Consider the following 26,455-nt stretch of genomic DNA (forward strand, 5'->3'; position numbering starts at 1 on the left):
CCGGCGTCCTTACGGCAGCCGCTCCAGCGCCTGCGCCGCCGCTCTCGCCAGGCGCGGGTGCGGGAGGGCCGCCGTGAGGACCGGCCGGGCCCGCCGGTCGCCGAGCTGGCCGAGGCCCTCCACGCAGGCGAGCGCCACCCTCCAGTGCTGCTCGCCCGGCGCCAGCAGGCGGTGGAGTGTGGCGACCAGCGCCGGGACCGCCTCCGGGGCCCGCAAGGTGGTGAGCAGGCGGACCGGGTGCAGGGCGTACGCGGTGCGCAGCGTGTTGGTGGCGAGCGCGGCGGCGGCCCGGGGCGTGCGCGGGTCGTTCAGGCGGGCCAGGGCGTGGGCGGCGGAGACGCAGCGCTCGGGGTCGCGGTGGTTGAGCAGGAGCACCAGCGCCTCGAAGGCCCGCCGGTCACCGGCGCAGCCGAGCCGGAAGGCGGCGATCTCCCGGGCCCAGAGCGGACGCCCGGGCTCCACCAGGACCCGGGCCAGCAACTCGTGGTCGTGGGTGGCCACGAGCACGTCGTACACGGCCAGGCCGTGCGTCGTCGGATCGCAGGTGGCCGGGTCGTGCGCGACCGACGCGTACGTGGTCCAGTCGGCCGGCTTGGCGGCCACCTCGTCCCGTAGCCGGTCCACGAGCGAACGGAGTTCCTCATCCATGACGCTCAGCGTATCCATGGACACGCTGCGTGTGGGACGGGCCGGAGGAGTCGATGTGGTCCAGCGCACAAAGACTCAGGGGTGGCGCGCTCGTTACTCGCCGGTTAATCTCATCTGAGCGGGAACACACTCCCCGCGACTCCGGTGGCCTGGTGACGCAGCCACCCGGAGTGCTTGTCGGTTCGGCAGTTTCCGTGCGACGCGACTCCGGGACAGAGTCGCTCACCCACACGGCCGGGCGTGCTTTCCGCGCCCCGGCCCCGCGCTCCACGACACGCATCGCGCCGTACGCCACGCGGCCACGCACCCCGCATGCCACGCGCCGCTCCCTCATCGCCGCGCGCCGCCTGCTCCCACAGTCGTCACTCACCCTGGAGTCCCGTGATGGACACCCCGCTCTCCACCATTGCCGTCGTCGGTCTCGGCACCATGGGCACCGGCATCGCCGAGGTGCTGGCTCTCGCCGGCCGCGAGGTCATCGGTATCGACATCAGCGAGGCGGCCGCCCGCCAGGCCGTCACCGCTCTCGAAGCGTCCACCGCACGGGCCGTCGGGCGCGGACGGATCACCGAGCAGGAGCGGGCCGACGCGCTCGCCCGGTTCCGTACCCACGACACGCTCCAGGCGGCCGCCGATGCCGAGCTGGTCATCGAGGTCGTGCCGGAGACGTACGAGATCAAGCAGCAGGTGTTCCGGGAGCTGGACGCCGTCGTCTCGCCCACCGCGATCCTCGCCACCGGGACGAACGCGCTGTCGGTGACCCGGCTCGCCGCCGAGTCGCAGCGGCCCGAGCGCGTGCTCGGCCTGCACTTCTTCAATCCGGCGCCCGCGATGAAGCTGGTCGAGGTGGTCTCCTCGGTGCTCACCGCGCCGCCGGCCGTCGCGGCCGTCACCAAGCTGGCCCGCGAGCTGGGCAAGGAGCCGGTCGCGGTCGGCGACCGGCCCGGGTTCGTCGCGGACGGGCTGCTCTTCGGCTATCTCAACCAGGCCGCCGCGATGTACGAGGCGAACTACGCGTCGCGTGAGGACATCGACGCGGCGATGAAGCTGGGCTGCGGCCTGCCGATGGGACCGTTGGCGCTGCTGGACCTGATCGGGATCGACACCGCGCGTACGGTCCTGGAGGCCATGTACGCCGCCTCCCACGACCGCCTCCACGCCCCGGCCCCGGTCCTCGGCCAGCTCAGCGAGGCCGGCCTGACCGGACGCAAGGCCGGACGCGGCTTCTACACGTACGACGCACCGGGCGGCCAGACCGTCGTGCCCGACGCGCTGACCCCCTCCGCCGGGGCGGCCACCGGTACCGGGCGCGAGATCGCCTCCGTCGGGGTCGCGGGCTCCGGCACCATGGCCTCCGGGATCGCCGAGGTCTTCGCCAAGGCCGGGTACACCGTGGTCCTGGCGGCACGCGGTCAGGAGAAGGCGGACCTCGCCAAGAGCCGGATCGCGAAGTCGCTGGAGCGGTCGGTCAGCAAGGGGCGGCTCACCGCCGAGGCGCGGGATGAGACGCTCGGCCGGATCACGGCCGCCGGTTCACTGGACGCCTTCGCGGAGGTCGACCTCGCCGTCGAGGCGGTCGCCGAGGACCTGGAGATCAAGCAGCAGCTCTTCGCGACGCTGGACAAGGTCTGCCGTCCGGGCGCGGTCCTCGCCACCACCACCTCCTCGCTGCCGGTCATCGCGATCGCACGGGCCACCGGTCGGCCCGAGGACGTCATCGGGATGCACTTCTTCAACCCGGCGCCCGCGATGAAGCTGGTCGAGGTCGTCCGCACGGTCCTGACCGCCGACGACGTGCACGCCACGGTCCGCGCGGTCTGCACGAAGATCCGCAAGCATCCGGTGGACTGCGGGGACCGGGCCGGGTTCATCGTGAACGCGCTGCTCTTCCCGTACCTTAACAACGCGATCAAGATGGTCGAGGAGCACTACGCCTCGCTGGACGACATCGACGCGGCGATGAAGCTGGGCGGCGGCTACCCGATGGGCCCGTTCGAACTGCTGGACGTCGTCGGCCTGGACGTCTCGCTCGCCATCGAGAAGGTGCTGCACAAGGAGTTCCGCGACCCGGGGCTCGCTCCGGCGCCGCTGCTGGAGCACCTGGTGGCCGCGGGCTGCCTCGGCCGCAAGACGGGCCGCGGCTTCCGCGAATATGCCCGTCGCTGACCGGGGGGCCGGGTGGGGCGGGCTGCTGGGACCCTCCGGCGGCCCGCCCCCGAAGGCGCGCTCTCCTGCACCGATGCGTTACGTTCATGCCATGTCCCAGCCCGCCAAGTCACCCCGTGCCACCGCCGCGCCCGACGCCCCGGAGACCGCCGCGGGAACGCGCGCGGCCGCCCAACGGCTCAAGATGCGCCGCGAACTGGCCGCTGCCGCGATGGAACTCTTCGCCACGAAGGGGTACGAGGCGACGACCGTCGACGAGATCGCGGGCGCCGCGGGCGTCGCCCGCCGGACCTTCTTCCGCCACTTCCGCTCCAAGGAAGAGGCCATCTTCCCGGACCACGACGACACCCTCGTCAGGGCCGAAGCCGTCCTCAATGCCGCACCCGCGCACGAGCATCCGCTCGACACGGTCTGCCGCGGCATCAAGGAGGTCATGAAGATGTACGCGGCCAAGCCCGCCGTCTCCGTGGCCCGTTACAAGCTGACCCGCGAGGTACCGACCCTCCGCGAGGCCGAGATCGCGTCGGTGGCCCGCTACGAGCGGCTGTTCACCCGCTATCTGCTGGGCCACTTCGACGAGCGCGACCACCACGTGGGCAACGACGACCCGCTGCTGGCGGAGGTGGCCGCGTCCGCCGTGGTCACCGCGCACAACCACGTGCTGCGCCGCTGGCTGCGGGCGGGCGGCCAGGGCGATGTGGAGGCCCAGCTGGACCGGGCCTTCGCCATCGTGCGCGACACCTTCGGCACCGGCATCGGAGCCGGCCGCACCGCCCAGGCCGAGCCCGCCAGGACCCCGGCGGCGACGGTGGCGACCGAGGGCGAGGTGCTGGTGGCGGTGGCGCGTACGGACGCTCCGCTGGACGAGGTCATGCGGACGATCCAGCAGGCGCTCAAGGAGCGCTGAGCGGCACGGCCGGCTCTTCGACGGCGGTCCACGGCGGCGGTGCACCGCCCTCGCTCCAGGCGGCCAGCTCCTCGGGGCCGTAGCAGAGGATGGCGCACTGCTCGGCGTACTCCAGAGCGGGTTCGGTGAAGCCGCCGGTGGAGACGACGAGCGCGATGTCCGCCTCGTGCACCGCGTAACAGGTGCCGCCGAAACGCTGGAGGTCCTGCGATCCGGCCCGGTTGTCGGCCCCGTACCGCTTGCACTGGACGACCAGGCGGCGGCCGTCCGGCGTGGTGGCCAGCACGTCGGCGCCCAGGTCTCCGGCGCCGCCGACCACCTCGGCGTCCGCGCAGCCGTCGCGCCGGCAGAGCTCGGCCACGGCCTCCTCGAAGGCGTACGGGTCCAGCTGCGCGTAGTCGACCGGATGGGCGGCCTCCGAGGGCTCCGGGCGCTGCTCGGCGCGCGCTGCCTCTGCGGCGTCCAGCTCCGCGATTCCGGCGTCGACGATCCCGTACGCGGCCTCCGTGACGGTCTCCGCGATCCGCCGGGCCCGTCGGCGGCGGCGCAGCACGAGGAGGGCCGCGACGAGGAGCAGGACGATCACGAGCACGGCGGCGACCGGATGGCGTCCGGCGCTCCGCCAGGCGGCCCGCAGCGCCATGCCGCCACCGGCGAGGACCAGCGCGATCAGGGCGAAGCCGAAGGTGGTGCGGCGGAGGTCGAAGGGGCCCCGGCGCCGGTGGATGCTCCCTCTGCGGATCGGTATCGCCATCGGTGTCCCACCCCTGTCTTCCGGACCACTTCAAGATCACCTGGTTCCGCACATCTGCCCCGAGCCGGTCTTTCGACGCGCGCGGGCCGAAAACCGCTGGTCCGCCGGTCGCCGCTGTGCTGAGGTGCGCGGATGCTGCATACGGAGACACGTGACCTGTTCGACCGCGAGATGCGGGAGCACGCCCGCCCGGACGGGCCCGGCGTACGCGTGGAGCGCGCCGGTCCCGTCGTACGCCAGGTGGGCGGTCCGGATGACTGGAACGGCGTGGTGTGGTCGGACCCGGAGCTGGACGCGGCCGGGGCCGACGCCGCCATCGCCGCGCAGATCGAGCACTGTACGGCGCTCGGTCTGCCGGATTTCGAGTGGAAGCTGTACGCCCACGACCGTCCCGCCGATCTGGGCGACCGGCTGCGGGCGGCCGGATTCGTGCCGGAGGAGCCGGAGGCGCTGCTGGTGGCGCCGGCCGGGCTGCTGGCCGGGCCGGTCGAGCTGCCCGCGGGGCTCACGCTGGTGCCGGTGACCGACGCGGCGGGCGCGGAGCTGATGGCCCGGGCCCATGAGCGGGCGTTCGGCACCGATGGGAGCCGTCTCCTGCACCAGGTGGTGCGGCGGCTGGAGGAGGCGCCGGAGGAGTTCGTGGCGGTGATGGCGGTGGAGGGCGATGGAGAGCCGGTGTGCTCCGGGCGGATGGAGCTGTACCCGGGGACGGGGTTCGCGGGGCTGTGGGGCGGCGGGACGGTGGCCGCCTGGCGCGGGAAGGGCATCTACCGGGCGCTGGTGGCGTACCGGGCGCGGATCGCCGCCGAGCGCGGCTACCGCTACCTCCAGGTCGACGCGACCGACATGTCCGCGCCGATCCTGGGCCGGCTCGGCTTCACGGAGCTGGGGACGACGACGCCGTATGTGTACCGACCCGGCCGGTAACCGCCTGCCAGCAGGACAGAACGCCTCGTAACGCCCATGGTGTTGCTCATGCGTGCCTACGAGATGACAAGTGAGAGAAATTGTTGGCACTGGGTGCCTTGTCAGGTGTCACGGAGTGCCATACGTTGAAGGTGTCCGGGCGGCCGGCGTGCTGGGATCTCACGTACGCCGGCTGTCCCCGCAACCACCGTGCTGCGCGCCCGGACGCCTGCGTCACAGGCACCCTTCTGCTCCACCCGAGCAAAGCCGAGCTCCACCCGCCGAACCGACGGCAATACACCTCCACACCGCACCGCTCCCCTGCCAGCAGGGCCCCTCAAGCGTTCCCTCGACGCCGCATCACCGGAGGCAACACCGTGAAGGAAATCCTGGACGCCATCCAGTCGCAGGACAGCACGGCCGCGGACTTCGCGGCCCTGTCCCTCCCCGAGTCCTACCGCGCGATCACCGTGCACAAGGACGAGGCGGAGATGTTCGCGGGGCTCGAATCCCGCGACAAGGACCCGCGCAAGTCGCTCCACCTGGACGAGGTCCCGGTCCCCGAACTCGGCCCCGGCGAGGCCCTCGTCGCCGTGATGGCCAGTTCGGTGAACTACAACTCCGTCTGGACCTCGATCTTCGAGCCGGTGTCGACGTTCAGCTTCCTGGAGCGGTACGGGAAGCTCAGCGAGCTCACCAAGCGCCACGACCTGCCGTACCACGTCATCGGCTCCGACCTCGCGGGCGTCGTCCTGCGCACCGGTCCCGGCGTGAACGCCTGGAACCCGGGCGACGAGGTCGTCGCGCACTGCCTCTCCGTCGAGCTGGAGTCCTCCGACGGCCACAACGACACGATGCTCGACCCCGAGCAGCGCATCTGGGGCTTCGAGACCAATTTCGGCGGCCTGGCGGAGATCGCGCTCGTCAAGTCCAACCAGCTGATGCCGAAGCCGAAGCACCTCAGCTGGGAGGAGGCCGCGGCTCCGGGCCTGGTCAACTCGACCGCGTACCGCCAGCTCGTCTCGCGCAACGGCGCCGGCATGAAGCAGGGCGACAACGTGTTGATCTGGGGCGCGAGCGGCGGACTCGGCAGTTACGCCACGCAGTTCGCGCTGGCCGGCGGCGCCAACCCGGTCTGCGTCGTCTCCTCTCCGGAGAAGGCAGACATCTGCCGGGCCATGGGCGCGGAGGCGGTCATCGACCGCAACGCCGAGGGCTACAAGTTCTGGAAGGACGAGCGGACCCAGGACCCGAAGGAGTGGAAGCGCTTCGGCAAGCGCATCCGCGAGTTCACCGGCGGCGAGGACATCGACATCGTCTTCGAGCACCCCGGCCGCGAGACCTTCGGCGCCTCCGTCTACGTCACCCGCAAGGGCGGCACCATCACGACCTGCGCCTCCACCTCGGGCTACATGCACGAGTACGACAACCGTTACCTGTGGATGTCGCTCAAGCGCATCATCGGCTCGCACTTCGCCAACTACCGCGAGGCTTGGGAGGCCAACCGCCTCATCGCCAAGGGCAAGATCCACCCGACGCTCTCCAAGACGTACACGCTGGAAGAGACCGGCCAGGCCGCCCACGACGTCCACCGCAACGCCCACCAGGGCAAGGTCGGCGTCCTGGCACTGGCGCCCCGTGAGGGTCTGGGCGTGCGCGACCAGGAGCTGCGCGAGCAGCACATCGACGCCATCAACCGTTTCCGCAACGTCTGAGGTTCTCCCATGACCGAACGTCAGAAGGACCGGCCCTGGCTCATGCGGACGTACGCCGGTCACTCGACCGCCGAGGCGTCCAACGAGCTGTACCGCCGCAACCTCGCCAAGGGCCAGACGGGTCTCTCGGTCGCCTTCGATCTGCCGACGCAGACCGGATACGACCCGGACCACATTCTCGCCCGCGGCGAGGTGGGCCGTGTCGGTGTGCCCGTCTCGCACCTCGGTGACATGCGCCGGCTGTTCCAGGACATCCCCCTGGAGCAGATGAACACCTCGATGACGATCAACGCGACCGCCATGTGGCTGCTGGCGCTCTACCAGGTGGTCGCGGAGGAGCAGGGGGCCGACCCCGACAAGCTCCAGGGGACCACGCAGAACGACATCGTGAAGGAGTACCTCTCGCGCGGGACGCACGTCTTCCCGCCGGTGCCCTCGCTGCGGCTGACCACCGACATGATCACGTACACGGTCAACCGCATCCCCAAGTGGAACCCGATCAACATCTGCAGCTACCACCTCCAGGAGGCGGGGGCCACCCCGGTCCAGGAGATCGCGTACGCCATGTCGACCGCCATCGCGGTGCTCGACGCGGTCCGCGACTCGGGCCAGGTGCCCGAGGAGAAGTTCGGTGACGTGGTCGCCCGGATCTCGTTCTTCGTGAACGCGGGCGTCCGCTTCATCGAGGAGATGTGCAAGATGCGCGCCTTCGGCCGCATCTGGGACCGCGTCACGCGTGAGCGGTACGGCATCACCGATGCCAAGCAGCGCCGCTTCCGCTACGGCGTCCAGGTCAACTCGCTCGGCCTGACCGAGGCGCAGCCGGAGAACAACGTCCAGCGCATCGTCCTGGAGATGCTGGCCGTCACGCTCTCCAAGGACGCCCGCGCCCGCGCCGTGCAGCTGCCGGCCTGGAACGAGGCGCTGGGCCTGCCCCGGCCCTGGGACCAGCAGTGGTCGCTGCGGATCCAGCAGGTGCTGGCGCACGAGAGCGATCTGCTGGAGTACGAGGACATCTTCGCCGGTTCGCACGTCATCGAGGCCAAGGTGGAGTCCCTGGTCGAGGAGTCGCTGGCGGAGATCGACCGGATCCAGCAGATGGGCGGCGCGATGGCGGCCGTCGAGTCCGGCTACCTCAAGTCGGAGCTGGTCTCCTCGCACGCGGCGCGGCGGGCCCGGATCGAGGGCGGTGAGGAGAAGATCGTCGGCGTCAACATCTACGAGACGACCGAGCCCAACCCGCTCACCTCCGACCTGGACGGCGCGATCATGACCGTCGACCCGGCGAACGAGGCGCGGGTCGTCGCGGCGCTCCACGAGTGGCGCGACAACCGCGACGAGGCCCGCGCGACGGAGGCGCTGGCCGCGCTGAAGAAGGCCGCCGCGGGCACCGAGAACATGATGGAAGCCACCGTCGAGTGCGCCCGCGCGGGCGTCACCACCGGCGAGTGGTCCTGGGCGCTGCGGGACGTGTACGGCGAGTTCCGCGCGCCGACCGGGGTCTCCTCGGCCCCGGTCGCGGTCACCGCCGAGCCGGGCAGCACGCTCGCGCTGGTCCGCGAGAAGGTCACCCGTACCGCCGCCGACCTCGGCGTCGGACGGCTGCGCCTGCTGGTCGGCAAGCCGGGCCTGGACGGGCACTCCAACGGGGCCGAGCAGATCGCCGTACGAGCCCGTGACGCCGGCTTCGAGGTGGTCTACCAGGGGATCCGGCTGACCCCGGAGCAGATCACCGACGCGGCGCTCGCCGAGGACGTGCACTGCGTGGGCCTGTCGATCCTCTCCGGCTCGCACGCGGAGCTGGTGCCCGACGTGCTGCACCGGCTGCGCGAGGCCGGGGCTCCGGACATCCCGGTGATCGCGGGCGGCATCATCCCGCCGGCCGACGCCGCCGCGCTCATCGAAGCCGGTGTGGCCGCCGTCTTCACCCCGAAGGACTTCGGCATCACGGAGATCATCGGCCGTATCGTCGACGAGATCCGGAAAGCGAACAAGCTCGACCCTCTGGAGGTCTCCGCATGACCACGCCCACCACACCCGTGAACCGGCTGCGCCCCCGGCGTTCGTGTCTGGCCGTGCCGGGTTCCAACCCGCGCTTCCTGGAGAAGGCCCAGGGCCTCCCGGCCGACCAGGTCTTCCTGGACCTGGAGGACGCCTGCGCGCCGCTCGCCAAGGAAGGCGCCCGCCACACCATCGTGGACGCGCTGAACAACGGTGACTGGAGCGGCAAGACCCGGGTCGTGCGGGTCAACGACTGGACGACGCACTGGACGTACCGGGACGTCATCACGGTCGTCGAAGGCGCGGGACCCAACCTCGACTGCATCATGCTGCCGAAGGTCCAGGACGCCCAGCAGGTCGTGGCGCTGGACCTGCTGCTGACCCAGATCGAGAAGACGATGGGCTTCGAGGTCGGGAAGATCGGCATCGAGGCGCAGATCGAGAACGCCAAGGGCCTGGTGAACATCGACGAGATCGCCGCCGCCTCGCCGCGTCTGGAGACGCTGATCTTCGGCCCGGCCGACTTCATGGCCTCCATCAACATGAAGACCCTGGTCGTCGGCCAGCAGCCGCCCGGCTACCCGGCGGACGCCTACCACTACATCCTGATGCGCATCCTGATGGCGGCCCGTGCGCACGACCTCCAGGCGATCGACGGCCCGTTCCTCCAGATCCGCGACGTGGACGCCTACCGCGAGGTGGCCGGCCGCGCCGCCGCCCTCGGCTTCGACGGCAAGTGGGTGCTCCACCCGGGCCAGGTCGACGCCGCCAACGAGGTGTTCTCGCCCTCGCAGGAGGACTACGACCACGCCGAGCTGATCCTCGACGCCTACGACTGGTGCACCTCCGAGGAGGGCGGCAAGAAGGGCTCCGCGATGCTCGGCGACGAGATGATCGACGAGGCCAGCCGCAAGATGGCGCTGGTCATCGCGGGCAAGGGCCGGGCCGCCGGAATGCAGCGCACCTCCAAGTTCGAAGCCCCGGAGGCCTGATCATGCAGTTCGGACGCACTTTTGAGGAGTTCGAGGTCGGTGCCGTCTACAAGCACTGGCCCGGAAAGACGGTCACCGAATACGACGACCACCTCTTCTGCCTGCTGACCATGAATCACCACCCGCTGCACATGGACAGCAACTACGCGGAGAAGACGACCGACTTCGGGAAGAACGTCGTCGTCGGCAACTACATCTACTCGCTGCTGCTCGGCATGTCGGTGCCGGACGTCTCCGGAAAGGCCATCGCCAACCTGGAGGTCGAATCGCTCAAGCACATCGCGCCGACCTTCCACGGCGACACGATCTACGGCGAGACGACCGTGCTGGACAAGACCCCGTCGAAGTCCAAGAACGACCGCGGGATCGTGTACGTGGAGACCAAGGGCTACAAGCAGGACGGCACCGTGGTCTGCGTGTTCCGCCGCAAGGTGATGGTCCCCACCGAGACGTACATCAAGGAGCGCGGCGGCGAGCAGCCGGGCCGCCCGACGCCCGCCATCCAGGCGTGATCAACCAACCCGCGTGAAGCCACAGGAGAAGCAGCCATGACGCGACTCGCCCAGACAGCCGGTCTGAACGACATCCAGCGGGAAATCCTTTCCACGGTCCGGGATTTCGTCGACAAGGAGATCATTCCGGTCGCGACCCGGCTGGAGCACCGCGACGAGTACCCCACGGAAATCGTGGAGGGGCTCAAGGAACTCGGCCTGTTCGGGCTGATGATCCCCGAGGAGTACGGGGGTCTGGGAGAGTCGCTGCTCACCTACGCGCTGTGCGTGGAGGAGATCGCGCGCGGCTGGATGAGCGTGTCCGGGATCATCAACACGCATTTCATCGTGGCCTACATGCTCAAGCAGCACGGCACCCAGGAGCAGAAGGACACGTTCCTGCCGCGGATGGCGCTCGGCGAGGTGCGGGGCGCCTTCTCGATGTCGGAGCCGGCGCTCGGCTCCGATGTCTCGGCGATCTCCTCCAAGGGCGTCAAGGACGGCGACGAATACGTTCTCAACGGCCAGAAGATGTGGCTGACGAACGGCGGAACGTCCACGCTGGTGGCCGTTCTCTGCCGAAGTGACGAAGGCCACCCCGAGGGCACCGCGCCACACAAATCGATGACGACCTTCCTCATCGAGAAGGAGTCCGGCTTCGGAGAGGTCCGGCCCGGCCTGACCATCCCCGGAAAGATCGACAAGATGGGCTACAAGGGCGTCGACACGACCGAGCTCATCATGGACGACCTGCGCATTCCGGCCAATCGTGTCCTCGGCGGCACCACCGGCCGAGGGTTTTACCAAATGATGGACGGTGTCGAGGTCGGGCGGGTAAATGTTGCGGCGCGGGGTTGCGGCGTCGCACAGCGTGCATTCGAGCTGGGTGTTTCGTACGCCCAGCAGCGCCACACCTTCGGCAAGCCGATCGCGCAGCACCAGGCGATCCAGTTCAAATTGGCCGAAATGGCCACCAAGGTCGAGGCCGCCCATGCGATGATGGTGAACGCGGCACGCAAAAAGGACTCCGGGGAACGCAATGACCTGGAGGCAGGGATGGCGAAGTACCTCGCCTCCGAGTACTGCAAGGAAGTCGTCGAGGACGCCTTCCGTATCCACGGCGGTTACGGCTTCTCCAAGGAGTACGAGATCGAGCGCCTCTACCGTGAGGCCCCGATGCTGCTGATCGGTGAAGGTACCGCCGAGATCCAGAAAATGATCATTGGCCGGCGCCTCTTGGAGGAGTACCGATTCCAGGGCTGATTGTCCTCTTCCGGGTGATTTGGTGGCGAAGAACATCACACCGGGTCACCCTCGGCGGGGGTCGTCCGACAGTCCGACTCGGCTGCTGGCTTGCCCAGTTGCGCCCGGCAACCGATAGCATCTTCGGAAAGCCGCCGTCCCCCGTTGCCAGCGCGGCATCATCCGCTACGAAGGTCATTCATGCCCGACAGCCCTATCTCCGCCCGCGGCGGGGTCCGCATCGCACGCGGAGCATCGCCGTGGCTCCTCCCGACCGTCGCCACCGCGGCCCTCAGCCTGGTCCGCGCCCGCAAGTCCGGGCGCTGGGCTGCAGCGGCCGTGCCCACCACCGCGCTCGCGGCGGGCATGCTGTGGTTCTTCCGTGACCCCGAGCGCGAGATCGCCGAAGGCCGGATCATCTCGCCGGCCGACGGTGTGGTGCAGAGCATCATGCCGTGGAAGGACGGGCGCACCCGGGTCGCGATCTTCATGAGCCCGCTCAACGTCCACGTCAACCGCGCGCCGCTGGCGGGCACCGTGACGTCGGTCGAGCACATCCCGGGCGGGTTCGTTCCGGCGTTCAACAAGGAGAGCGAGAACAACGAGCGCGTTGTCTGGCACTTCGACACCGAGCTCGGCGACATCGAGATGGTGCAGATCGCGGGAGCGGTCGCCCGTCGGATCGTGCCGTACCTCCCGCAGGGCACGAAGGTGGAGCAGGGCGAGCGCATCGGCCTGATCCGCTTCGGCTCGCGCGTCGACATCTACCTTCCGGAAGGTATCGATGTCGCGGTCGAGGTCGGCCAGGCCACTACCGCGGGGGTGACTCGAATTGACCGTAGTTGATCCCGATACCCAGGCCGACTGGGTTCCGGAGGCCGGTGAGGCGAGCGACACGGACGCGGAGGACATGCCGCTCTCGATGCGGCTGTCGATAGCGGACACGCTCACTCTCGGTAATGCCACGTGCGGATTCATGGCGGTGTACTTCACCACCACCGGGATCCTCATCCCGCACCTCACGGGCAGCGAGGAGACGGGCATGGCCCGTCACTCGGCGGCCACCGCCGTGATCCTCATGCTGATGGCGGCGATCTTCGACCTCTTCGACGGGCTCGTGGCGCGCAAGCTGCGCTCCTCGCCGATGGGTGCCGAGCTGGACAACCTCTCCGACCTCATCAGCTTCGGGCTCGCTCCGGCCTACTTCGTGCTCGTGTACGGGATGGTCGCGGACGACGCCCACCAGCGGGTGTCGGCGCTGGCGGCGATCGTGGTGCTGCTGGCGGTGGTGCTCAGGCTGGCGAGATTCTCCTGTGTGACCTTGAAGGACGGCATGTTCCAGGGCATGCCGAGCCCCTTCGGAGCGTTGACGGTCGTCTCGATCGTGCTCCTGGAGCTGCCGTTCGTCCCGACGCTCCTCGCGATCATCGGGGTGGCGTGGCTGATGGTGAGCCGGGTCGAGTACCCGAAGCCGCGGGGCATCCTCGCGGTGGCGATGCTCAGCTGGATCGTCGGTGCGATGGGGCTGCTCGCGGCGTGGGCGTTCGACGCGCCGGGCGGTCAGCTGCTGCTCCAGACCGGCTGTGCGCTCCAGGTCGTCCTCGGTGCGGTGATCCCGCTCTTCGCCACGGCGCGACGGGTCAACACGTTCCGTGACAACCGGCGCGAGGCGCGGGCGGCACAGCTCCCGTAGCGGTACGGACACAGAACAGGGCGAAGGCCCGGATGCTCCCCGGCATCCGGGCCTTCGTGCGTTCTCCTCCTGCCCGTGCCGCCTCCCGCGCGAGCGCCTCGTCGAGCCGCCGGGCCAGCTCGGGCAGGATCGGCGCGTACTCGTCCTCGTGGCGGAAGGCCCCGATGGCGACGGCGACCGCCGCGATGGCCTGGAGCCCTTTGCCCCGGACGTCCCCGATCATCAGGCGGGGCCCGAACGGAGTGTCCTGGACGGCGTAGAGGTCTCCGCCGATCCGGGCCTCGGTCTGGGCCGCCGTGTAGCTCGCCGCCACCGCCGGCGGGCCGACCGCCGTCGGCGGGTCCGGCAGCACGGCCAGCTGCACCGCCTCCGCGACGCCCCGGGCCTGCGCCGGATCCCGTACCTGGCGGGCGAGGAGCGGGTTCACCACGAGGGCCAGCGCGCCGATCAGGCCCACCACCGCCAGGTCGACGTAGATCGCGTCGACGGGCCGGCCATGGTGCAGGTCGAGCGCCAGGGTCACCGCGCAGGCGATGCCCGCGACCACCGCCGCCGCCCGGAAGGAGAGCATCGCGCCGGCCACCAGACCGGCCGCCGCCAGCAGCGGAAGGCCCGTGTACGGGCGAGGCGCCAGGAGGTTCAGCAGGAAGCCGCCGACCAGCGCGAGCACGGCCAGGGCCCAGGGGACGCGCCGCGAGGAGAGCGGGTGGAATTCGTCGGCCATGAGGTCCCCTGTCGCCGAGCTGCCGCGCTTACCGGAATCCACCTTTCCATCCGGCCGCTCCTCCGCAGGCTCCGCGCGTGCGGCCTCACTCTCCGCGGTGCGGCTCCAGGCTCCAGATCAGTTCGGCGCGCAGAGGGCCGGAGCGGGCGAGGAAGGTGCCGTGGTCCGGGGAGAGGGCGGCGAGCTGCGAGGCGTGGCTGAGGACCGCCGCGCGTTTGGCGGCCCACTGCTCGTCGGAGAGCACCAGCTCGTGCTCGACGGTGACCCGGTGGCGGCGGGTGAGCTCCTGGTAGGCGGTCCCCCACTTCTGGCTGGCGGCCAGCGCTCCGGACGCCTCGGGCGTGCCCCACTCCGGCAGGTGGCCGGTGTAGGGCAGGTCGGCGTAGACCCGGGGAGCGGGAGCGCCGGCGGCGGCCAGGACGCGTTCGGCGTGGAGGCGTACGGCCTCGTGGTCGGGCTGGTTGGTGCCGAGCGGGACGAGGACGCGGGTGGTGGGAGCGAGCGTACGGAGGAGGGCGTCGAGCGCGTCGGGTCCGTCGCCGTCGGTGACGTACGGGCCGTCGGGGTGGTCGATCAGGAGCTGCTCGGCGCCCATGAGCGCGCAGGCGCGGGCGTCCTCGGCGCTGCGGACCCGGTGGGCCTCGGCGGCGGTGGTGAAGCCGCAGACGGAGTCCCACCAGGAGACGGCGGCGCCGGGCGGCGGCGGACCGCCGTGGACGGTGACGATCGCGAGCGGCCCGGGCAGGGTGGGCAGGAGCCCGGCGAGGGAAAGCGCGGCGTCGTCGAAGTGCGGTGAGACGACGAGGGTGCGCCAAGGGGGCGGTACGGGCACGGTTCCTCCGGAGGAAGCGGGTCAGGATGCGGAAGCTCTGGGGATGTCCAGGGCGGCGAGAGCGGTGTCCCAGGCCGCGTCGTCGCCTTCCCAGCGGCCGGGCTGCGCGGCGACGGTGCCCCACCTGACGCCGGACGGGAGTGCGGCGGTGGTCTCCGGTGGCGTACGGCGCAGCCAGAGCAGGTCGAAAGCGTGGTGCGGGTAGCGGGAGCGCAGGAGGTGGTGCAGGGCCGCCAGGTCGTCGGCGCCGCTCTCGTCGAACGCGTCGTGGTGCACGTACAGGACCCGTGAGCGGGACGCCGTCAGCGTCCGCCAGCGGTCGGCGAGGTACGCGAACTTCTCCCGGACCCTCGGATACTGCTCGGCAACGATGTCAGGGTTCAGCGGAGCGCCTTCCGGAGCGTGGAAGTCGTGGAAGAAGCGGATGTTCGATCCTCGGTCCCGTACGCAGAGGCCGTTGCTGAAGGGCTCGCAGAGGCCGGGCCGCAGGACATCGGCGAAGTCGGCCGCGATGGTCTTCCGTACGGCGACGAGGTCGAGGTCGAGCCAGTCGAAGAAGTGGGCCCGGTCCTGGCCGGTGATGCGGCGGAGCTGGTGGGTGGACTCGCAGTGGTAGCCGAGCCCGACGCAGACGTCGTACATGGCGGACGCCTCAGGCGCCGGTGCGCCGCAGCAGGACGCCGACGCTGCCGCGTTTGCCGAGGTAGGCGCGGCCGCCGCAGACCGTCTCCAGCGCCGGGGCGACGAGCGGGATCTCGTCCGCCTTCTCCCAGTGCGCGGCCGACTCCAGCCACGGGGTCAGCCGGGTGGCGAGCGTCTCGGGTTCGAGGGCGACGAAGACCAGGTCGGCCGGGAGGCGGTCCAGCAGGGCCAGGTCCTGGCCGTAGTAGAGCATCTCGATCAGGAGGTAGGCCGCTCCGGGCAGCGCCTGGCCGGCGGCCAGCGCCTCCAGCGAGTCGGGCCGGACGCGGGCGGTGTCCGCGACCCGCTCGGTCAGGCGTCGGCGGAAGGCCGGATTGGGTTCGGTCGCGTGGACGGTGAAGCCCTTCTCCGCGAGCCGCGTGGTGAGCGCCCCTTCGCAGGCACCGACCTCGACCAGAGGGCCGCTGCCGGGCGGACAGTGGCCGGCGATCCACGCCACGGTGGCGTCCAGCCGCTCGGCCTCGTACGCGGAGGTGGCGAACTCCCACGGGTCGGCCACGGTGGCCGCGTCCTCGTCCAGGCTGGCCAGCAGCGCGAACAGCCGCTCGCGCTCCTCCGCCGAGCCGGCCCCGAAGAACCGCTCGGTGGCATGGACGCGCCCGGTCTGTACGACGTACTCGGCGGACCCGGTACGCAGCAGGTGGCCGCAGTGCCGGTTGACGAAGGCGAGCTTGGCACCGGCCTCGGCCCGGTCCAGCGGCCGGTCGAGGTCGCTGATGAACTGGAGGTACGGCGAGTGGCCGACGGCGTGCAGAACGGCCGGCCCGCCCGGGCCGACGGCAGCGGCGGCGTCCCGGCCGAGGCGGCCTCTGGTGCGCCGGGTGTCGGCGGGCGAGTGGGTCCAGAGCCGGGCCTCGGTGCCTCGGGCCGCGGCCTCGATCAGTGCGGCCAGCGCCTCCGGCCCGGGCGATGCGGCGCTCTCGTCGACCGGCCGGACGTGCCGGGCGACGGTGGCGAGGCGCTCGGTGAGCGGCAGGTCCGCCGGGAGCACCAGGTGTTCGGCGGTGTCGCCGAACAGGATGTGGACCTCGCGGTCCTGCTCCTGCCGACCGGCCGGTCCGGAGTCGGCGAGCACGGAGAGGAAGTCGAGTACGGCGTCCTCGGCCCTGAGTACGGCCACGATGTCGATCAAGGGATGGATCTCCTCAGCGGGACGCGGGCAAGCAGCGGATACGCGGACCTGAACGGAACGGGCCGCGCCTCGGCGGCCCGTCGTCCGGAGTCGAGCCAACCACCTCCGGTTCAGGTGGTCCAGACCAATTTTCCGCCGAACACGGAACCCGTACACGGCGGTTACGGGGCGTCCGACGTCCCGATACCGCGCCTGCCGTACGGGGCTGCCGTCCGCGCACCAGCACCTGATTTCAGCCACCGGCCCACGCGCCTACCATGTCTCGCTTCGCCTCACCAGAGGTGAACACCTCCCGGTGGCTGAGAAGTTCCGGCAGGAGGATGAGTACGGGGTTCCCGTCAACCCGGCGCGCCGGGCTTCTAGAATCACCTCGCATCCGACGCTCCGACGACCCGGTCGGAACGCGGAGCAGGGGGACGACGGGGGTCCGATGATGGCGAAGCACAGGTTCGGCGCGGTACGCGCGGTGGCGGTCGCGGCGGCGGGCGTACTGCTCGCGGGCTGCGGAAGCGCGGGCTCGAAGGCCGGGGACGACCCGGATCCCAAGCCGTCCGCCTCGGTGCGGCAGGCCGACGGGTCCGCGGGGCCTTCCGGGTCGCCGGGACCGAAGAAGCCGCGGGAGTCCACGGAGCCGGGCGCGCTGCCGAGCGCGTACGACTTCACACCCGCTCCGGACCGGGTCCCGAAGACGGCGGCCGAGGCCCGCAGGCTGACGCGTAACGCCGCTCTCGGTGAAGCCGACTGGACGGCCGGCATGGTGCGCGGGACGCCGTACGAGACCGCCGGGACCTGGACCGTGCTGGCCGATTCCTGTGTCTGGAGCCGGAGCGCGCTGCCTGACGGCGTGCTGGACTCCTTCACCCGCCAGCTCGACATCCCGGCCCAGGACGGCAAGGGGCGGGTGAAGGGGTCGGTGACCGTGACGGTGCACAGGACCGTCGAGGATGCCGACCGGGAGATCAAGGACACGGTCCAGGAGAGCTTCCGCTGCCCGGCGCAGGAGTTGGGCGGCGGACAGCGGCTGAGCGGGCTGATGTCGCTCCAGTTCGACCAGAAGGACGTGCGCAACGCGGACGCCTCGCTCTTCGAGGCCGGCAAGTACACCGGTCCCGGTTCGGACGGCACGCAGGACTACGTGTGGTCCAAGTCCCGGATCGGTCCGGTGACGACGGCCGTCTCGGTCAAGGGCGCCAAGGGCTATCAGAACGCCGACCTGCTGCGGATCGCGGCCGAGGGCGGCGCCAAGGTGCTGTACCGGGTCGAGCTGCAACTGAAGTAGGCCCGGAGCGCTCCGGACGGACGACACGATCACGACGCAGGGACGTAACCGCTGATGGAACCGCTCCGCTCCACCGATCCGGCGCGCATCGCCGGGTACCGCATCCTCGGCCGGCTCGGCGCCGGAGGCATGGGTGTGGTCCTGCTGGGACGGTCGCCCGGCGGTGCGCTGGTGGCCATCAAGCTGATCCGCGCCGAGTACGCGGACGACGCCGGGTTCCGCACCCGGTTCCGGCGTGAGGTGGCGATCGCCCGTCAGGTGCGCAACCGGTGGGCGGTGCCGGTGGTCGACGCCGATACGGAGGCGGCCGCGCCGTGGCTGGCCACCGAGTTCGTGCCGGGTCCGCCGCTGAGCGAGGCGGTGGGTGGCGGTGCTCCGCTGCCGGAGCGCAGTGTGCGGGCGCTCGGCTCGATGCTGGCGGAGGCGCTGGAGGCCGTCCACGGCGCGGGACTCGTCCACCGGGACGTGAAACCCGGCAACGTGCTGCTCGGCCTCGACGGGCCTCGGCTGATCGACTTCGGCATCGCGCGCGCTCTGGACGACACGGTCCTCACGGCGACGGACGCCATCGTCGGCTCGCCGGGCTTCCTCTCGCCGGAGCAGGCGCAGGGCCGGCGGATCGGACCGTCGAGCGACATCTTCTCGCTGGGCTGTGTCCTGGTGTACGCGGCGACCGGCGGGCGGCCGTTCGGCAGCGGCCCGGTCGAGGCGATGCTCTTCCGTACGGTGCACGACCCGGCGGACCTCGGCGCGCTGCCGCCGGGGCTGCGGCCGGTGGTGGAGGCGTGCCTGTCGAAGGAGCCGGAAGGGCGGCCGACCGCAGGTGACATCCGGCGTGCGTTCGCCGAGGACGCGTCGGGCGGCAGCTGGCTGCCCGCTCCGGTGACCCACCTCATCGCCGAACGCTCGGCGCGGATGCTGGCCCTGCCCGACATCGAGGCGACCAGCCTGGACGCCGGTTCCACGGTGGAGACCGGCGCCGCGAGCCGGGACACCACGGCCGTCCCGCGCTCCTCCGGGCGCCGGAGGTTCCTCGCGTACGTCACCGGCGGCGCGGTCCTCGCGGCGGCGGGCGGGACCACCGCGTGGCTGGCCACGGCGTTCGGCGACGAGAAGGACCCGGGCGGCGAAGGGGAAGGCGACAAGGCGGCCGTCCGGCCCGAGCTGCGCATCGGGCTCCAGGCCGACCTCAGCGGCCCGTCGGCGGCCACCGGCAACGGCCAGGAGCAGGCGGCACTGCTGGCGGTCGAGCAGCACAACGCCCGCAAGGACGCTCCGTTCACGCTGCGCCTGGTGGTGGCCGACGACGGCGGCGTGGAGGAGAAGGCGAAGGCGGCGGTGCGTCGGTTCGCCGAGGACCCGCTGCTGGTGGCGGCGATCGGAGCGACCGGCGCGGAGGCGGCGCGCGAGGCGCTGGTGGCGTACGACGAGGCGGCGCTGCCGCTGCTCAGCGTGGTGGACGGCGACACCCGGAACCTGAACCGGATCTTCCTCTGCGCCCGGCCGCGCAACGACATGCAGATGCTGCCGGTGGCGCAGTTCCTGGGCGCGTACGAGATCGACACCGTGGCGCTGGTGGACGACGGGACCGAGTACGGCCGCCAGACCACGCGGTTCCTGGACGCGGGGCTGCGGGGCAACGGGCGGACGGTCCTCGCGGAGACGGTCCGGGAAGGCACGGCCGATCTATACGCCGAGGCGGAGCGGATCGCCGCGAAGAAGCCGGGGGCGGTGGTGTACGGAGGCGGGTGGCGGGATGCCGGACGGTTCGCGCGGGCGCTGGCGAAGGCGGGGTTCCTGGGGCCGAAGATCGGCACCCAGGCCGTGCACGATCCCCGGTTCCTGGCGGAGGCGGGTGAGGACGCGGCGGGGTGGCTGGTCGTGTCGACGGCCGCCGACCCCGCCTCCGTACCTTCCGTGCACGCCTTCGCCACCGCGTACCGCAAGCGCTTCGACAGCGCGCCGCCGCTGCTGGCCGCCGAGGCGTACGACGCGGTCGGGCTGATCGCGGCCTGTGCGGAAGGGATGGGCCGGGAGCGCGTGACGCGGCAGGACATGCTGCCGGTGCTGCGGTCGACGCGGTACAAGGGCGTGTCCAAGAGCTATGCGTTCGAGGCCGCCAACGGGATGTACACCGGCACCGGGGTCTTCATCTACCGCGTGGAGCGGGGACGTTTCCGGTACATCGGGATGGACGGGCGCGAGGTCTGAGCAGGGTGAACCTCTCGTGGTAAACGCCCTCACGTGCCATGGCAGATGGGGCGCCTGTCGCCGGAGGTGTGCCGCGGGATCGTGCACGGCAACGCGGTCGAACTGCGGGACTGGGAGAGGCATGGCAACACGTCGCCGCCCGCCTTCGGGATATCTTTCACCGACGAAAGGAGCTGACCATGCCTCAGCCGATCCGCAAGTGCGCCACTCTGGTCGCTTTCTAGGGTATCGACGGTTCGGGAAAGGCGACGGCCGCAAATCTCCTCATCGAATGCCTGAACGCTCATGGAGTGGGAACCTCGCTGCACCTGAATCGCAGTGTTGGGTCCGTACGCGACGCTCTCGACACCCTTGCGCGGGAAGAGGGTCATTACGACAGGTTCGACATGTTCGGCGCCGACAGTACGCAGTTCATGGGGGCACTCCTGAAATGGCGTGAGCTGCTCGACATCGAGCCCTTGCTCGATCAGGAGAACCACATGATGGTGGTCGATTGCGTGACGGATATAAGTCCCTGCCGGAGATGCGGCAGTTCCACATACTGGACAGTGGCGCGGCTCCGGACGCTATTGTGGATGACGCGTGGCAGCTGCTCGCGTCAAAGGGGCGCCTCCCGGCCGAACTCGGCTGACTACGAGGCGGATCGGTTCCGGTGACGGTATCCGGACGGGTCGACGCCGAATCCTTTCTTGCTGCTAGGCTGACCGCAGGCGCGAAGTAAGCACATGTGCCCGTTTTTTGCGAGAAAGACACTCTTGCTTTGTCTGCGATTTCAGTCGCCCGAGCCTGGTGAGGATCTCAGAGACGACCATGCCGACAGAGCGTTCTCCGTGGGCGCCGGGGCGTGAAGGCTACGGGCCGTACCTGAAGGACCTCGTGGCCGAGACGGTCTGAGGCCGGGCGGCGCGATTCCCGCCGCATCGCCTCGGTGCCGAGAGCGTCCGTCGCGACCGGATTTCCCGGTCGGCACCTCTTGGACACGGGGTTGGGCCCGGCCGTCACCGGCCGGGCCCGACCCCGTTGCTCAACGCGTCACTTCATCGTGAACGACTTCGCCGCCTCGGAGACCGACGCCGGGCTGATGACCTTCAGCCCGCCGGGGACCGTGGCGTCCGGCTTCATGATGACGCTCTCGCGGGTGGACGGCGCCGCCGGGTCGGAGAAGTCGTGTGTGACGCCGAACTCCGTTCCGTACCCCTTGATCGTGAGCAGCGCCTTGTCGACGCCCTCGCGGGTGAGGTCCTTGTTGTCGCACGCCTTGTCCAGCGCCTCGCCGAAGATGGAAGCCGCCGTCCAGCCCGCGACGACGCCGTTGTCGAGGACGTCGTTCGGGTACTGCGAGGCGTACTCCTTCGCCAGCAGCGACGGGCCGTCTCCGGGGTCGCCGATGGGCAGTGTGGAGGAGGCGATGTAGTAGTCCTTCAGCAGGGCCGGGCCCGCCTGGGTCTTCAACAGCTGCGGTGCGTAGGCGGAGTTGTTGCCGACGACGGGGACGTTGAAGCCGGTGGCCGCCGCGACGCCGACGAGCGAGGCCGCCTGGCGTGGACCGGCGCTGACGACGACGGCCTTCACTCCGGCCTGCTTGAGCGCGGCGACCTGGGCCGTCATGTCGTTGTCGGTCGGCTTGATCTTCTGCTCGACGACGGTCAACCCGGCTTCCCTGGCAGCGTGCTTGGAGCCGGTGAGCGCGTTCTCGCCGTAGTCGCCCTCGAAGTACACGTGACCGATCTTGTCGCCCTTGGCGATCCGCTTCTCCTTGAGCAGGTGGTCGATCAGGTTGATGGTCTCGACGTCGTACGTGGCGCCGACGACGCGGATGTACGGCGAGCCGAGCAGGTTGGCCGACCATGCCTGCGGCAGCACAAGTCCCTTGTCCTTGCCGTCGATCCGCTGCTCGACGGCGGCGACGAACGGCGAGCCGATGAACTGCGCGAAGCCGAGCACCTTCGGTTCCAGCTCGGTGTAGCCGGCGATGGCCTTCTGCGGGTCGTAGCCGTGGTCCCGTACGGTCAGTTCGATCTTCCGGTCGCAGATACCGCCCTTGGCGTTGATCTGCTTCACCCACAGCTGCTGCGCCTGGGTGACGCTCTTGCCGAGCGAGGCGTACACGCCGGTCATGTCGGTGAGGACACCGAGCGAGATGGTGGAGGAGGAGACTCCGGGCCCGGTCTTGATCCCACCCTCGTCCTGCCCGTCGCCCTTTCCTTCGGTCGCCTTGCCGCTGCACCCGACGAGGGTGACGGTGAGGGCCGCGACCACGGCCGTGAGCGCTCTGAGTTTCATTTCTTCTCCCCTGATTTCTTCGGACGCGTGACGCGACGCATGCGCCCGGCGCCGAGGCGCGGGCGTGCGAGGCCGAGGCGGGCGAGGCCGCCGGGCAGGAACAGGACCACCGCGACCACCGCGGCGCCGTACAGATAGCGGGACGCCTCACCGGGTGCCAGACCGCCCGTACCGGGGGCGGAGACCAGCGGGAGGGAGTCGCTGTAGTGCGTGAGCACCTGCGGGAGCAGCGAGACGAAGAAGGCGCCGACGACGGCCCCCGCGACGCTGCCGAGCCCGCCGATCACGATCATGGCGAGGTATTCGAGCGACAGGATCATGCCGAAGTACTCGGGCACGGTCCGCTGGAAGACCAGCGCGAGCAGGACGCCCGCGAGGCCCGCGTACATGGACGACAGGACGAAGACGCCGGCCCGGTAGCGCGCCACCGGTACGCCCATGACGCCCGCCGCGATCCGGTGGTCGCGGATGGCGTTCATCGCCCGGCCCGGCCTGCCGCGCAGGATGCCGCGCGCGAACAAGGCGCTGAGCAGCAGCGCGGCCAGGCCCACGTACCAGAGCTTCTCCGAGGAGCCGAACGGCACGGCGGCGACAACGACATCGGTGTCGTCGAAGGTGAACCCGAAGAGCGACAGCGGCGGTACCTCCCGGCCGTTGTAACCACCGGTCAGCGAGCCCGCGTTGAACAGGACGTGCTGCCCGATGAAGATCAGCGCGAGCGTCGCGATACCGAGGTACGCACCGCGCAGCCGTCCGGCGATCGGATTGAACAGCCCGCCTGCGGTGCCCGCCAGCGCCACGGCGAGGATCGCGGCCAGCCAGGTGGGCAGCCCGAGGCCGGTCAGGGCGTGGCCGTTCTCGGTACTGCTCTCCCCCGCCAGGATGCAGTAGCCGTACGCGCCGACGGCGAGGAAGAAGGCGTGACCCATGGAGAGTTGGCCGGTGGCGCCGGTGAGCATGTTGAGCCCGATGGCACCGATCGCCGCCGCCATGGCGAACAGTCCGGCCTGGAGCCAGAAGCGGTCCAGGTAGAACGGGAGCGCGAGGAGCAGGACGGAGGCGATGAGAACGGCGTACGTACGAGGTCGGCGCAGCCGCTCGGTGAAGCTCGAAGCGCCCACAGGTGGGGGCGTGGGCGTGGTTGTCGCCTCGGGCGCGGCTTCGGCGGTGGTGTCAGACACGGGCCAGCTCCTTCGTGCCGAAGAGTCCGGCCGGCCGGATGAGCAGGACCGCGACCATCACCAGGTAGGGCGCCAGATCGCCGATGCCTCGCCCGAGGAAGGAGAGGTCGCTCTGGTATCCGGTGGCGAGCGACTCGGTGACGCCGACGATGAGTCCGCCGGCCAATGCCCCGGTGGTGGAGTCGAGTCCGCCGAGGATGGCGGCCGGAAACGCCTTGAGTGCGGCGAGCGAGGTGGCGCGTTCCAGGCCGGGGGTCGGGAAGACGGTGAGGAAGAGCGCGGCGACGGCGGCGAGCGCTCCGGCGACGGCCCAGGCGGCGAGCGAGACCCTGCCGAGCTTGACGCCCATGAGTGCGGCGGTCTGCGGGTTCTCGGTGGCGGCCCGCATGGAGACGCCCCACGAGGTGTAGCGGAAGGCCAGCAGGAAGACCGTGATCAGCAGCCCGGCGGCGAGGAACGCGGCGATCCTCGTCTGGGCCAAGGTGATCCCGCCGATCTGGACCACCTCGTTGCCCCACGGGTCGCCGAGCGCGAGGACGTCCGTGCCCATGCGGCGGGTGAGTTCGGTGATAAGGAGGATGTCGACGCCGATGGTGACGATGGCCAGGACGCTGTGGTCGCTGCCTCGGTAACGGCGCATCACGAAGAACTCGATGGCCGCGCCGACCGTCGCCGCTCCGGCGATCCCGACGAACAGCGCGGGCCAGAACCCGATGTCGTCGTGGAGCACGGCGGTCACGTAACCGCCCGCCAACAGCAGTGAGGCGTGGGCGAAGTTGACGACCTCGGTGGCCTTGAAGATGACGACGAAGCCGAGCGCGATCAGTGCGTAGACCGAACCGATCGACAGGCCGCCGAGGAGAAGTTCGATGAACGTGGTCATTCCGGTGCTCCCAAGTAGGCCTGGACGACGGCCGGATCGTTCTGGACCTCGGCGGGTGTGCCGCCCGCGATCCTGCGTCCGAAGTCGAGTACGGTCACCGCGTCCGCCAGCCGCATCACCACGCCCATGTCGTGCTCTACCAGCACGATGGAGATGCCGAGGCTGTCGCGGACGTCGGCGACGACGGCCGCGGTACGGCGGCGTTCGTCGGCGGTCATCCCGGCGATCGGCTCGTCCAGGAGCAGGACCCGCGGCTCCATGCACAGGGCGCGGCCGAGCTCGACGAGCTTCTGCTGTCCGTACGGGAGTGAGCCCGCCGGCCGGCCCAACGCCGCCTCCAAACCGATGAATGCGGCGATCTCGCGGACCCGGTCCAGGTGGCGCCGCTCCTCACGCGCGGCGGACGGCAGCCGGAGGCCGGTGGCGAGGAAGCCGGAGCGGGTGAGCCGGTGGCGGCCGAGGAGCAGGCTGTCGGCGACGGTGGCGTGCGGCGGGAGCGCGATGTTCTGGAAGGTGCGGGCGACGCCGAGAGCGGCGATGGCGTGCGGCGCGAGTCCGGTGAGCTCGGTGGTGCCGAGGTGGACGGTGCCGGCGGAGGCGCGGTAGACGCCGGAGAGGACGTTGAAACAGGTGGACTTACCCGCGCCGTTGGGGCCGATGACGGCGTGCACACTGCCGGGCTCCACGGTGAAGGAGACGGCGTCGAGGGCGGTGAGGCCGGCGAAGCGTACGGTCACATCGGTGACGGTGAGCGCGGCCGTGGTGGTGCCGGTCGCGGGTGCCGGTGCGGTCGTCACGCGGACCACCTGCTCAGGGTGCGCCGGCTGCGGGACGCCACGTCCGCGTCGGCGGCGGCCTCCTCGTCGACCACGCCGAGATAGCGGCGGCGCACCTCGTCGGAGGCGGCGAGTTCATCGGCGGGCCCGTGCAGGGCGACCTCGCCGACATCGAGGACGTACGCCGTCGAGGCCAGGCGCAGCGCGATGGCGGCGTTCTGCTCGACGAGCATGACGGAGGTGCCGCTCGCGTTGATCTCCTGCACGGTCTCCGCGATCCTGGCCGCCATCAGCGGCGCGAGGCCGAGCGAGGGCTCGTCCAGCAGGAGCAGCCGGGGCCCGGCCATCAGGGCGCGGCCCATGGCCAGCATCTGCTGCTCACCGCCGGAGAGCAGTCCGGCCCGCTGGTGCGCGCGGTCGGAGAGGACCGGGAACAGCGCGTGGACGCGGGCCAGCGCGGCGCTCGTCTGCTTGCGTCCGCCGCGCGCGCCGAGTGCGCCCGCGCGCAGGTTGTCGGCCACCGTCATCCGGGCGAAGACCTGTCGGCCCTCCGGTACCTGGACCACGCCCTCGGCCACCACCTGGGCGGGCCGCAGCCCCTCCAGGGGCCGGCCGTCGAACCGGATGGTGCCGGTGCCCGTGCCGCGGTGGAAGCCGAGGGTCCGCGATACGGCCCGCAGCAGCGTGGTCTTGCCCGCGCCGTTTCCGCCGAGTACGGCGGTGATCGCGCCGTCCGGCACATCGACGGAGATGTCGCGCAGCGCGCGGACCGGGCCGTAGCCGACGGACAGTGCGCGGATCTCTAGCGTTGCCATGCGTCCTCCTCCTTCCGCCTTCTCGTGTCGTGCTCATCTGTCGGGATGTGGCTTCGTGTGGTGCCACAGACCAGCACCGGCCGGAGCGCGCGTCCACGGCGTGGGGCGGAGTCGATGCGGGT

The 26,455-nt window shown here is 70.6% G+C and carries 24 protein-coding genes; 12 read left to right on the plus strand and 12 right to left on the minus strand.

The genetic code is table 11. The annotated features are described in order from the left end of the window. Positions 1-9: 9 nt before the first annotated feature. A complete protein-coding gene (locus ABZ267_RS30455) occupies positions 10-672 on the minus strand; it encodes an adenylosuccinate lyase (RefSeq protein WP_356753096.1) in 663 nt (220 codons plus the stop codon). 360 nt (positions 673-1,032) lie between these two features. Between ABZ267_RS30455 and ABZ267_RS30460 the strand changes: the two genes are divergently transcribed. Both ABZ267_RS30460 and ABZ267_RS30465 read left to right on the plus strand, forming a co-directional pair. Then, positions 1,033-2,814 carry a 3-hydroxybutyryl-CoA dehydrogenase gene (locus tag ABZ267_RS30460; RefSeq protein WP_356753098.1) on the plus strand — a complete coding sequence of 594 codons (1,782 nt, stop codon included), beginning with the start codon at positions 1,033-1,035 and terminating at the stop codon, positions 2,812-2,814. Positions 2,815-2,905: 91 nt separating this feature from the next. Continuing rightward, a complete protein-coding gene (locus ABZ267_RS30465) occupies positions 2,906-3,721 on the plus strand; it encodes a TetR family transcriptional regulator (protein WP_015612507.1) in 816 nt (271 codons plus the stop codon). Here the strand turns inward: ABZ267_RS30465 and ABZ267_RS30470 are convergent. Beyond that, positions 3,708-4,475 carry a restriction endonuclease gene (locus ABZ267_RS30470; protein WP_356753100.1) on the minus strand — a complete coding sequence of 256 codons (768 nt, stop codon included), beginning with the start codon at positions 4,473-4,475 and terminating at the stop codon, positions 3,708-3,710. The genes ABZ267_RS30465 and ABZ267_RS30470 overlap by 14 nt on opposite strands. A gap of 132 nt (positions 4,476-4,607) precedes the next feature. On the opposite strand from ABZ267_RS30470, the gene ABZ267_RS30475 reads away from it, so the two are divergent. The 8 genes from ABZ267_RS30475 (at position 4,608) to pssA (ending at position 13,515) form a co-directional block, all read left to right on the plus strand. Next, a complete protein-coding gene (locus ABZ267_RS30475) occupies positions 4,608-5,402 on the plus strand; it encodes a GNAT family N-acetyltransferase (protein WP_356753102.1) in 795 nt (264 codons plus the stop codon). A 356-nt stretch (positions 5,403-5,758) separates the two neighbouring features. Continuing rightward, a complete protein-coding gene (gene ccrA / locus ABZ267_RS30480; RefSeq protein ID WP_356753104.1) occupies positions 5,759-7,096 on the plus strand; it encodes a crotonyl-CoA carboxylase/reductase in 1,338 nt (445 codons plus the stop codon). A 9-nt stretch (positions 7,097-7,105) separates the two neighbouring features. Further along, complete coding sequence (locus tag ABZ267_RS30485; RefSeq protein WP_356753106.1) at positions 7,106-9,118, plus strand: protein meaA; 2,013 nt, start codon at positions 7,106-7,108, stop codon at positions 9,116-9,118. Continuing rightward, positions 9,115-10,089 (plus strand): CoA ester lyase, encoded by a 975-nt coding sequence (locus ABZ267_RS30490; protein ID WP_356753108.1) that lies wholly within the window; start codon positions 9,115-9,117, stop codon positions 10,087-10,089. Before ABZ267_RS30485 ends, ABZ267_RS30490 begins: the two co-directional genes overlap by 4 nt. A 2-nt stretch (positions 10,090-10,091) precedes the next feature. Continuing rightward, complete coding sequence (locus ABZ267_RS30495) at positions 10,092-10,601, plus strand: MaoC family dehydratase (protein WP_356753110.1); 510 nt, start codon at positions 10,092-10,094, stop codon at positions 10,599-10,601. Between the two features lie 36 nt (positions 10,602-10,637). Next, positions 10,638-11,843: an acyl-CoA dehydrogenase family protein gene (locus ABZ267_RS30500; protein ID WP_356753112.1), complete on the plus strand. Its 1,206-nt coding sequence runs from the start codon at positions 10,638-10,640 to the stop codon at positions 11,841-11,843. Positions 11,844-12,023: 180 nt separating this feature from the next. Further along, positions 12,024-12,668 (plus strand): phosphatidylserine decarboxylase, encoded by a 645-nt coding sequence (locus tag ABZ267_RS30505; RefSeq protein ID WP_356753114.1) that lies wholly within the window; start codon positions 12,024-12,026, stop codon positions 12,666-12,668. Next, the gene (gene pssA / locus ABZ267_RS30510) at positions 12,655-13,515 is read left to right on the plus strand and encodes a CDP-diacylglycerol--serine O-phosphatidyltransferase (RefSeq protein WP_030571980.1); all 861 of its coding nucleotides are present in this window, start codon (positions 12,655-12,657) and stop codon (positions 13,513-13,515) included. The genes ABZ267_RS30505 and pssA overlap by 14 nt, the downstream gene beginning before the upstream one ends. Here pssA and ABZ267_RS30515 read toward each other — a convergent pair. From ABZ267_RS30515 to ABZ267_RS30530, 4 genes are all read right to left on the minus strand, one after another. After that, entirely contained in the window at positions 13,463-14,239 is a 777-nt protein-coding gene (locus tag ABZ267_RS30515; RefSeq protein WP_356753116.1) for a SpoIIE family protein phosphatase, read from the minus strand. The genes pssA and ABZ267_RS30515 overlap by 53 nt on opposite strands. A gap of 85 nt (positions 14,240-14,324) precedes the next feature. Continuing rightward, complete coding sequence (locus ABZ267_RS30520) at positions 14,325-15,071, minus strand: PIG-L family deacetylase (protein WP_356753118.1); 747 nt, start codon at positions 15,069-15,071, stop codon at positions 14,325-14,327. A gap of 21 nt (positions 15,072-15,092) precedes the next feature. Continuing rightward, on the minus strand, positions 15,093-15,713 hold the full coding sequence (locus ABZ267_RS30525; RefSeq protein WP_356753120.1) for a DUF1796 family putative cysteine peptidase: 621 nt from the start codon (positions 15,711-15,713) through the stop codon (positions 15,093-15,095). A gap of 10 nt (positions 15,714-15,723) precedes the next feature. Then, positions 15,724-16,905 (minus strand): hypothetical protein, encoded by a 1,182-nt coding sequence (locus ABZ267_RS30530; RefSeq protein ID WP_356753122.1) that lies wholly within the window; start codon positions 16,903-16,905, stop codon positions 15,724-15,726. Positions 16,906-17,335: 430 nt separating this feature from the next. On the opposite strand from ABZ267_RS30530, the gene ABZ267_RS30535 reads away from it, so the two are divergent. Both ABZ267_RS30535 and ABZ267_RS30540 read left to right on the plus strand, forming a co-directional pair. Further along, a complete protein-coding gene (locus tag ABZ267_RS30535) occupies positions 17,336-18,184 on the plus strand; it encodes a hypothetical protein (RefSeq protein ID WP_356753124.1) in 849 nt (282 codons plus the stop codon). A gap of 54 nt (positions 18,185-18,238) precedes the next feature. Next, entirely contained in the window at positions 18,239-20,395 is a 2,157-nt protein-coding gene (locus ABZ267_RS30540) for a bifunctional serine/threonine-protein kinase/ABC transporter substrate-binding protein (protein ID WP_356753126.1), read from the plus strand. Positions 20,396-20,424: 29 nt separating this feature from the next. On the opposite strand, the gene ABZ267_RS30545 is transcribed toward ABZ267_RS30540, so the two are convergent. The 6 genes from ABZ267_RS30545 to ABZ267_RS30570 form a co-directional block, all read right to left on the minus strand. Further along, positions 20,425-20,874 carry a hypothetical protein gene (locus tag ABZ267_RS30545; protein ID WP_356753128.1) on the minus strand — a complete coding sequence of 150 codons (450 nt, stop codon included), beginning with the start codon at positions 20,872-20,874 and terminating at the stop codon, positions 20,425-20,427. A gap of 553 nt (positions 20,875-21,427) precedes the next feature. Then, positions 21,428-22,678: an ABC transporter substrate-binding protein gene (locus ABZ267_RS30550; protein WP_356753130.1), complete on the minus strand. Its 1,251-nt coding sequence runs from the start codon at positions 22,676-22,678 to the stop codon at positions 21,428-21,430. Further along, positions 22,675-23,859 carry a branched-chain amino acid ABC transporter permease gene (locus tag ABZ267_RS30555; protein ID WP_356753132.1) on the minus strand — a complete coding sequence of 395 codons (1,185 nt, stop codon included), beginning with the start codon at positions 23,857-23,859 and terminating at the stop codon, positions 22,675-22,677. The genes ABZ267_RS30550 and ABZ267_RS30555 overlap by 4 nt, the downstream gene beginning before the upstream one ends. Then, positions 23,852-24,742: a branched-chain amino acid ABC transporter permease gene (locus ABZ267_RS30560; protein ID WP_356753133.1), complete on the minus strand. Its 891-nt coding sequence runs from the start codon at positions 24,740-24,742 to the stop codon at positions 23,852-23,854. The genes ABZ267_RS30555 and ABZ267_RS30560 overlap by 8 nt, the downstream gene beginning before the upstream one ends. Further along, the gene (locus tag ABZ267_RS30565; RefSeq protein ID WP_356753135.1) at positions 24,739-25,548 is read right to left on the minus strand and encodes an ABC transporter ATP-binding protein; all 810 of its coding nucleotides are present in this window, start codon (positions 25,546-25,548) and stop codon (positions 24,739-24,741) included. Before ABZ267_RS30565 ends, ABZ267_RS30560 begins: the two co-directional genes overlap by 4 nt. Further along, positions 25,536-26,333, minus strand: a complete 798-nt coding sequence (locus ABZ267_RS30570; RefSeq protein ID WP_356753137.1) for an ABC transporter ATP-binding protein — start codon at positions 26,331-26,333, stop codon at positions 25,536-25,538. The genes ABZ267_RS30565 and ABZ267_RS30570 overlap by 13 nt, the downstream gene beginning before the upstream one ends. Positions 26,334-26,455: the final 122 nt, after the last annotated feature.

This window comes from Streptomyces sp. NPDC006174, from assembly GCF_040614075.1.
Taxonomy (GTDB): domain Bacteria; phylum Actinomycetota; class Actinomycetes; order Streptomycetales; family Streptomycetaceae; genus Streptomyces.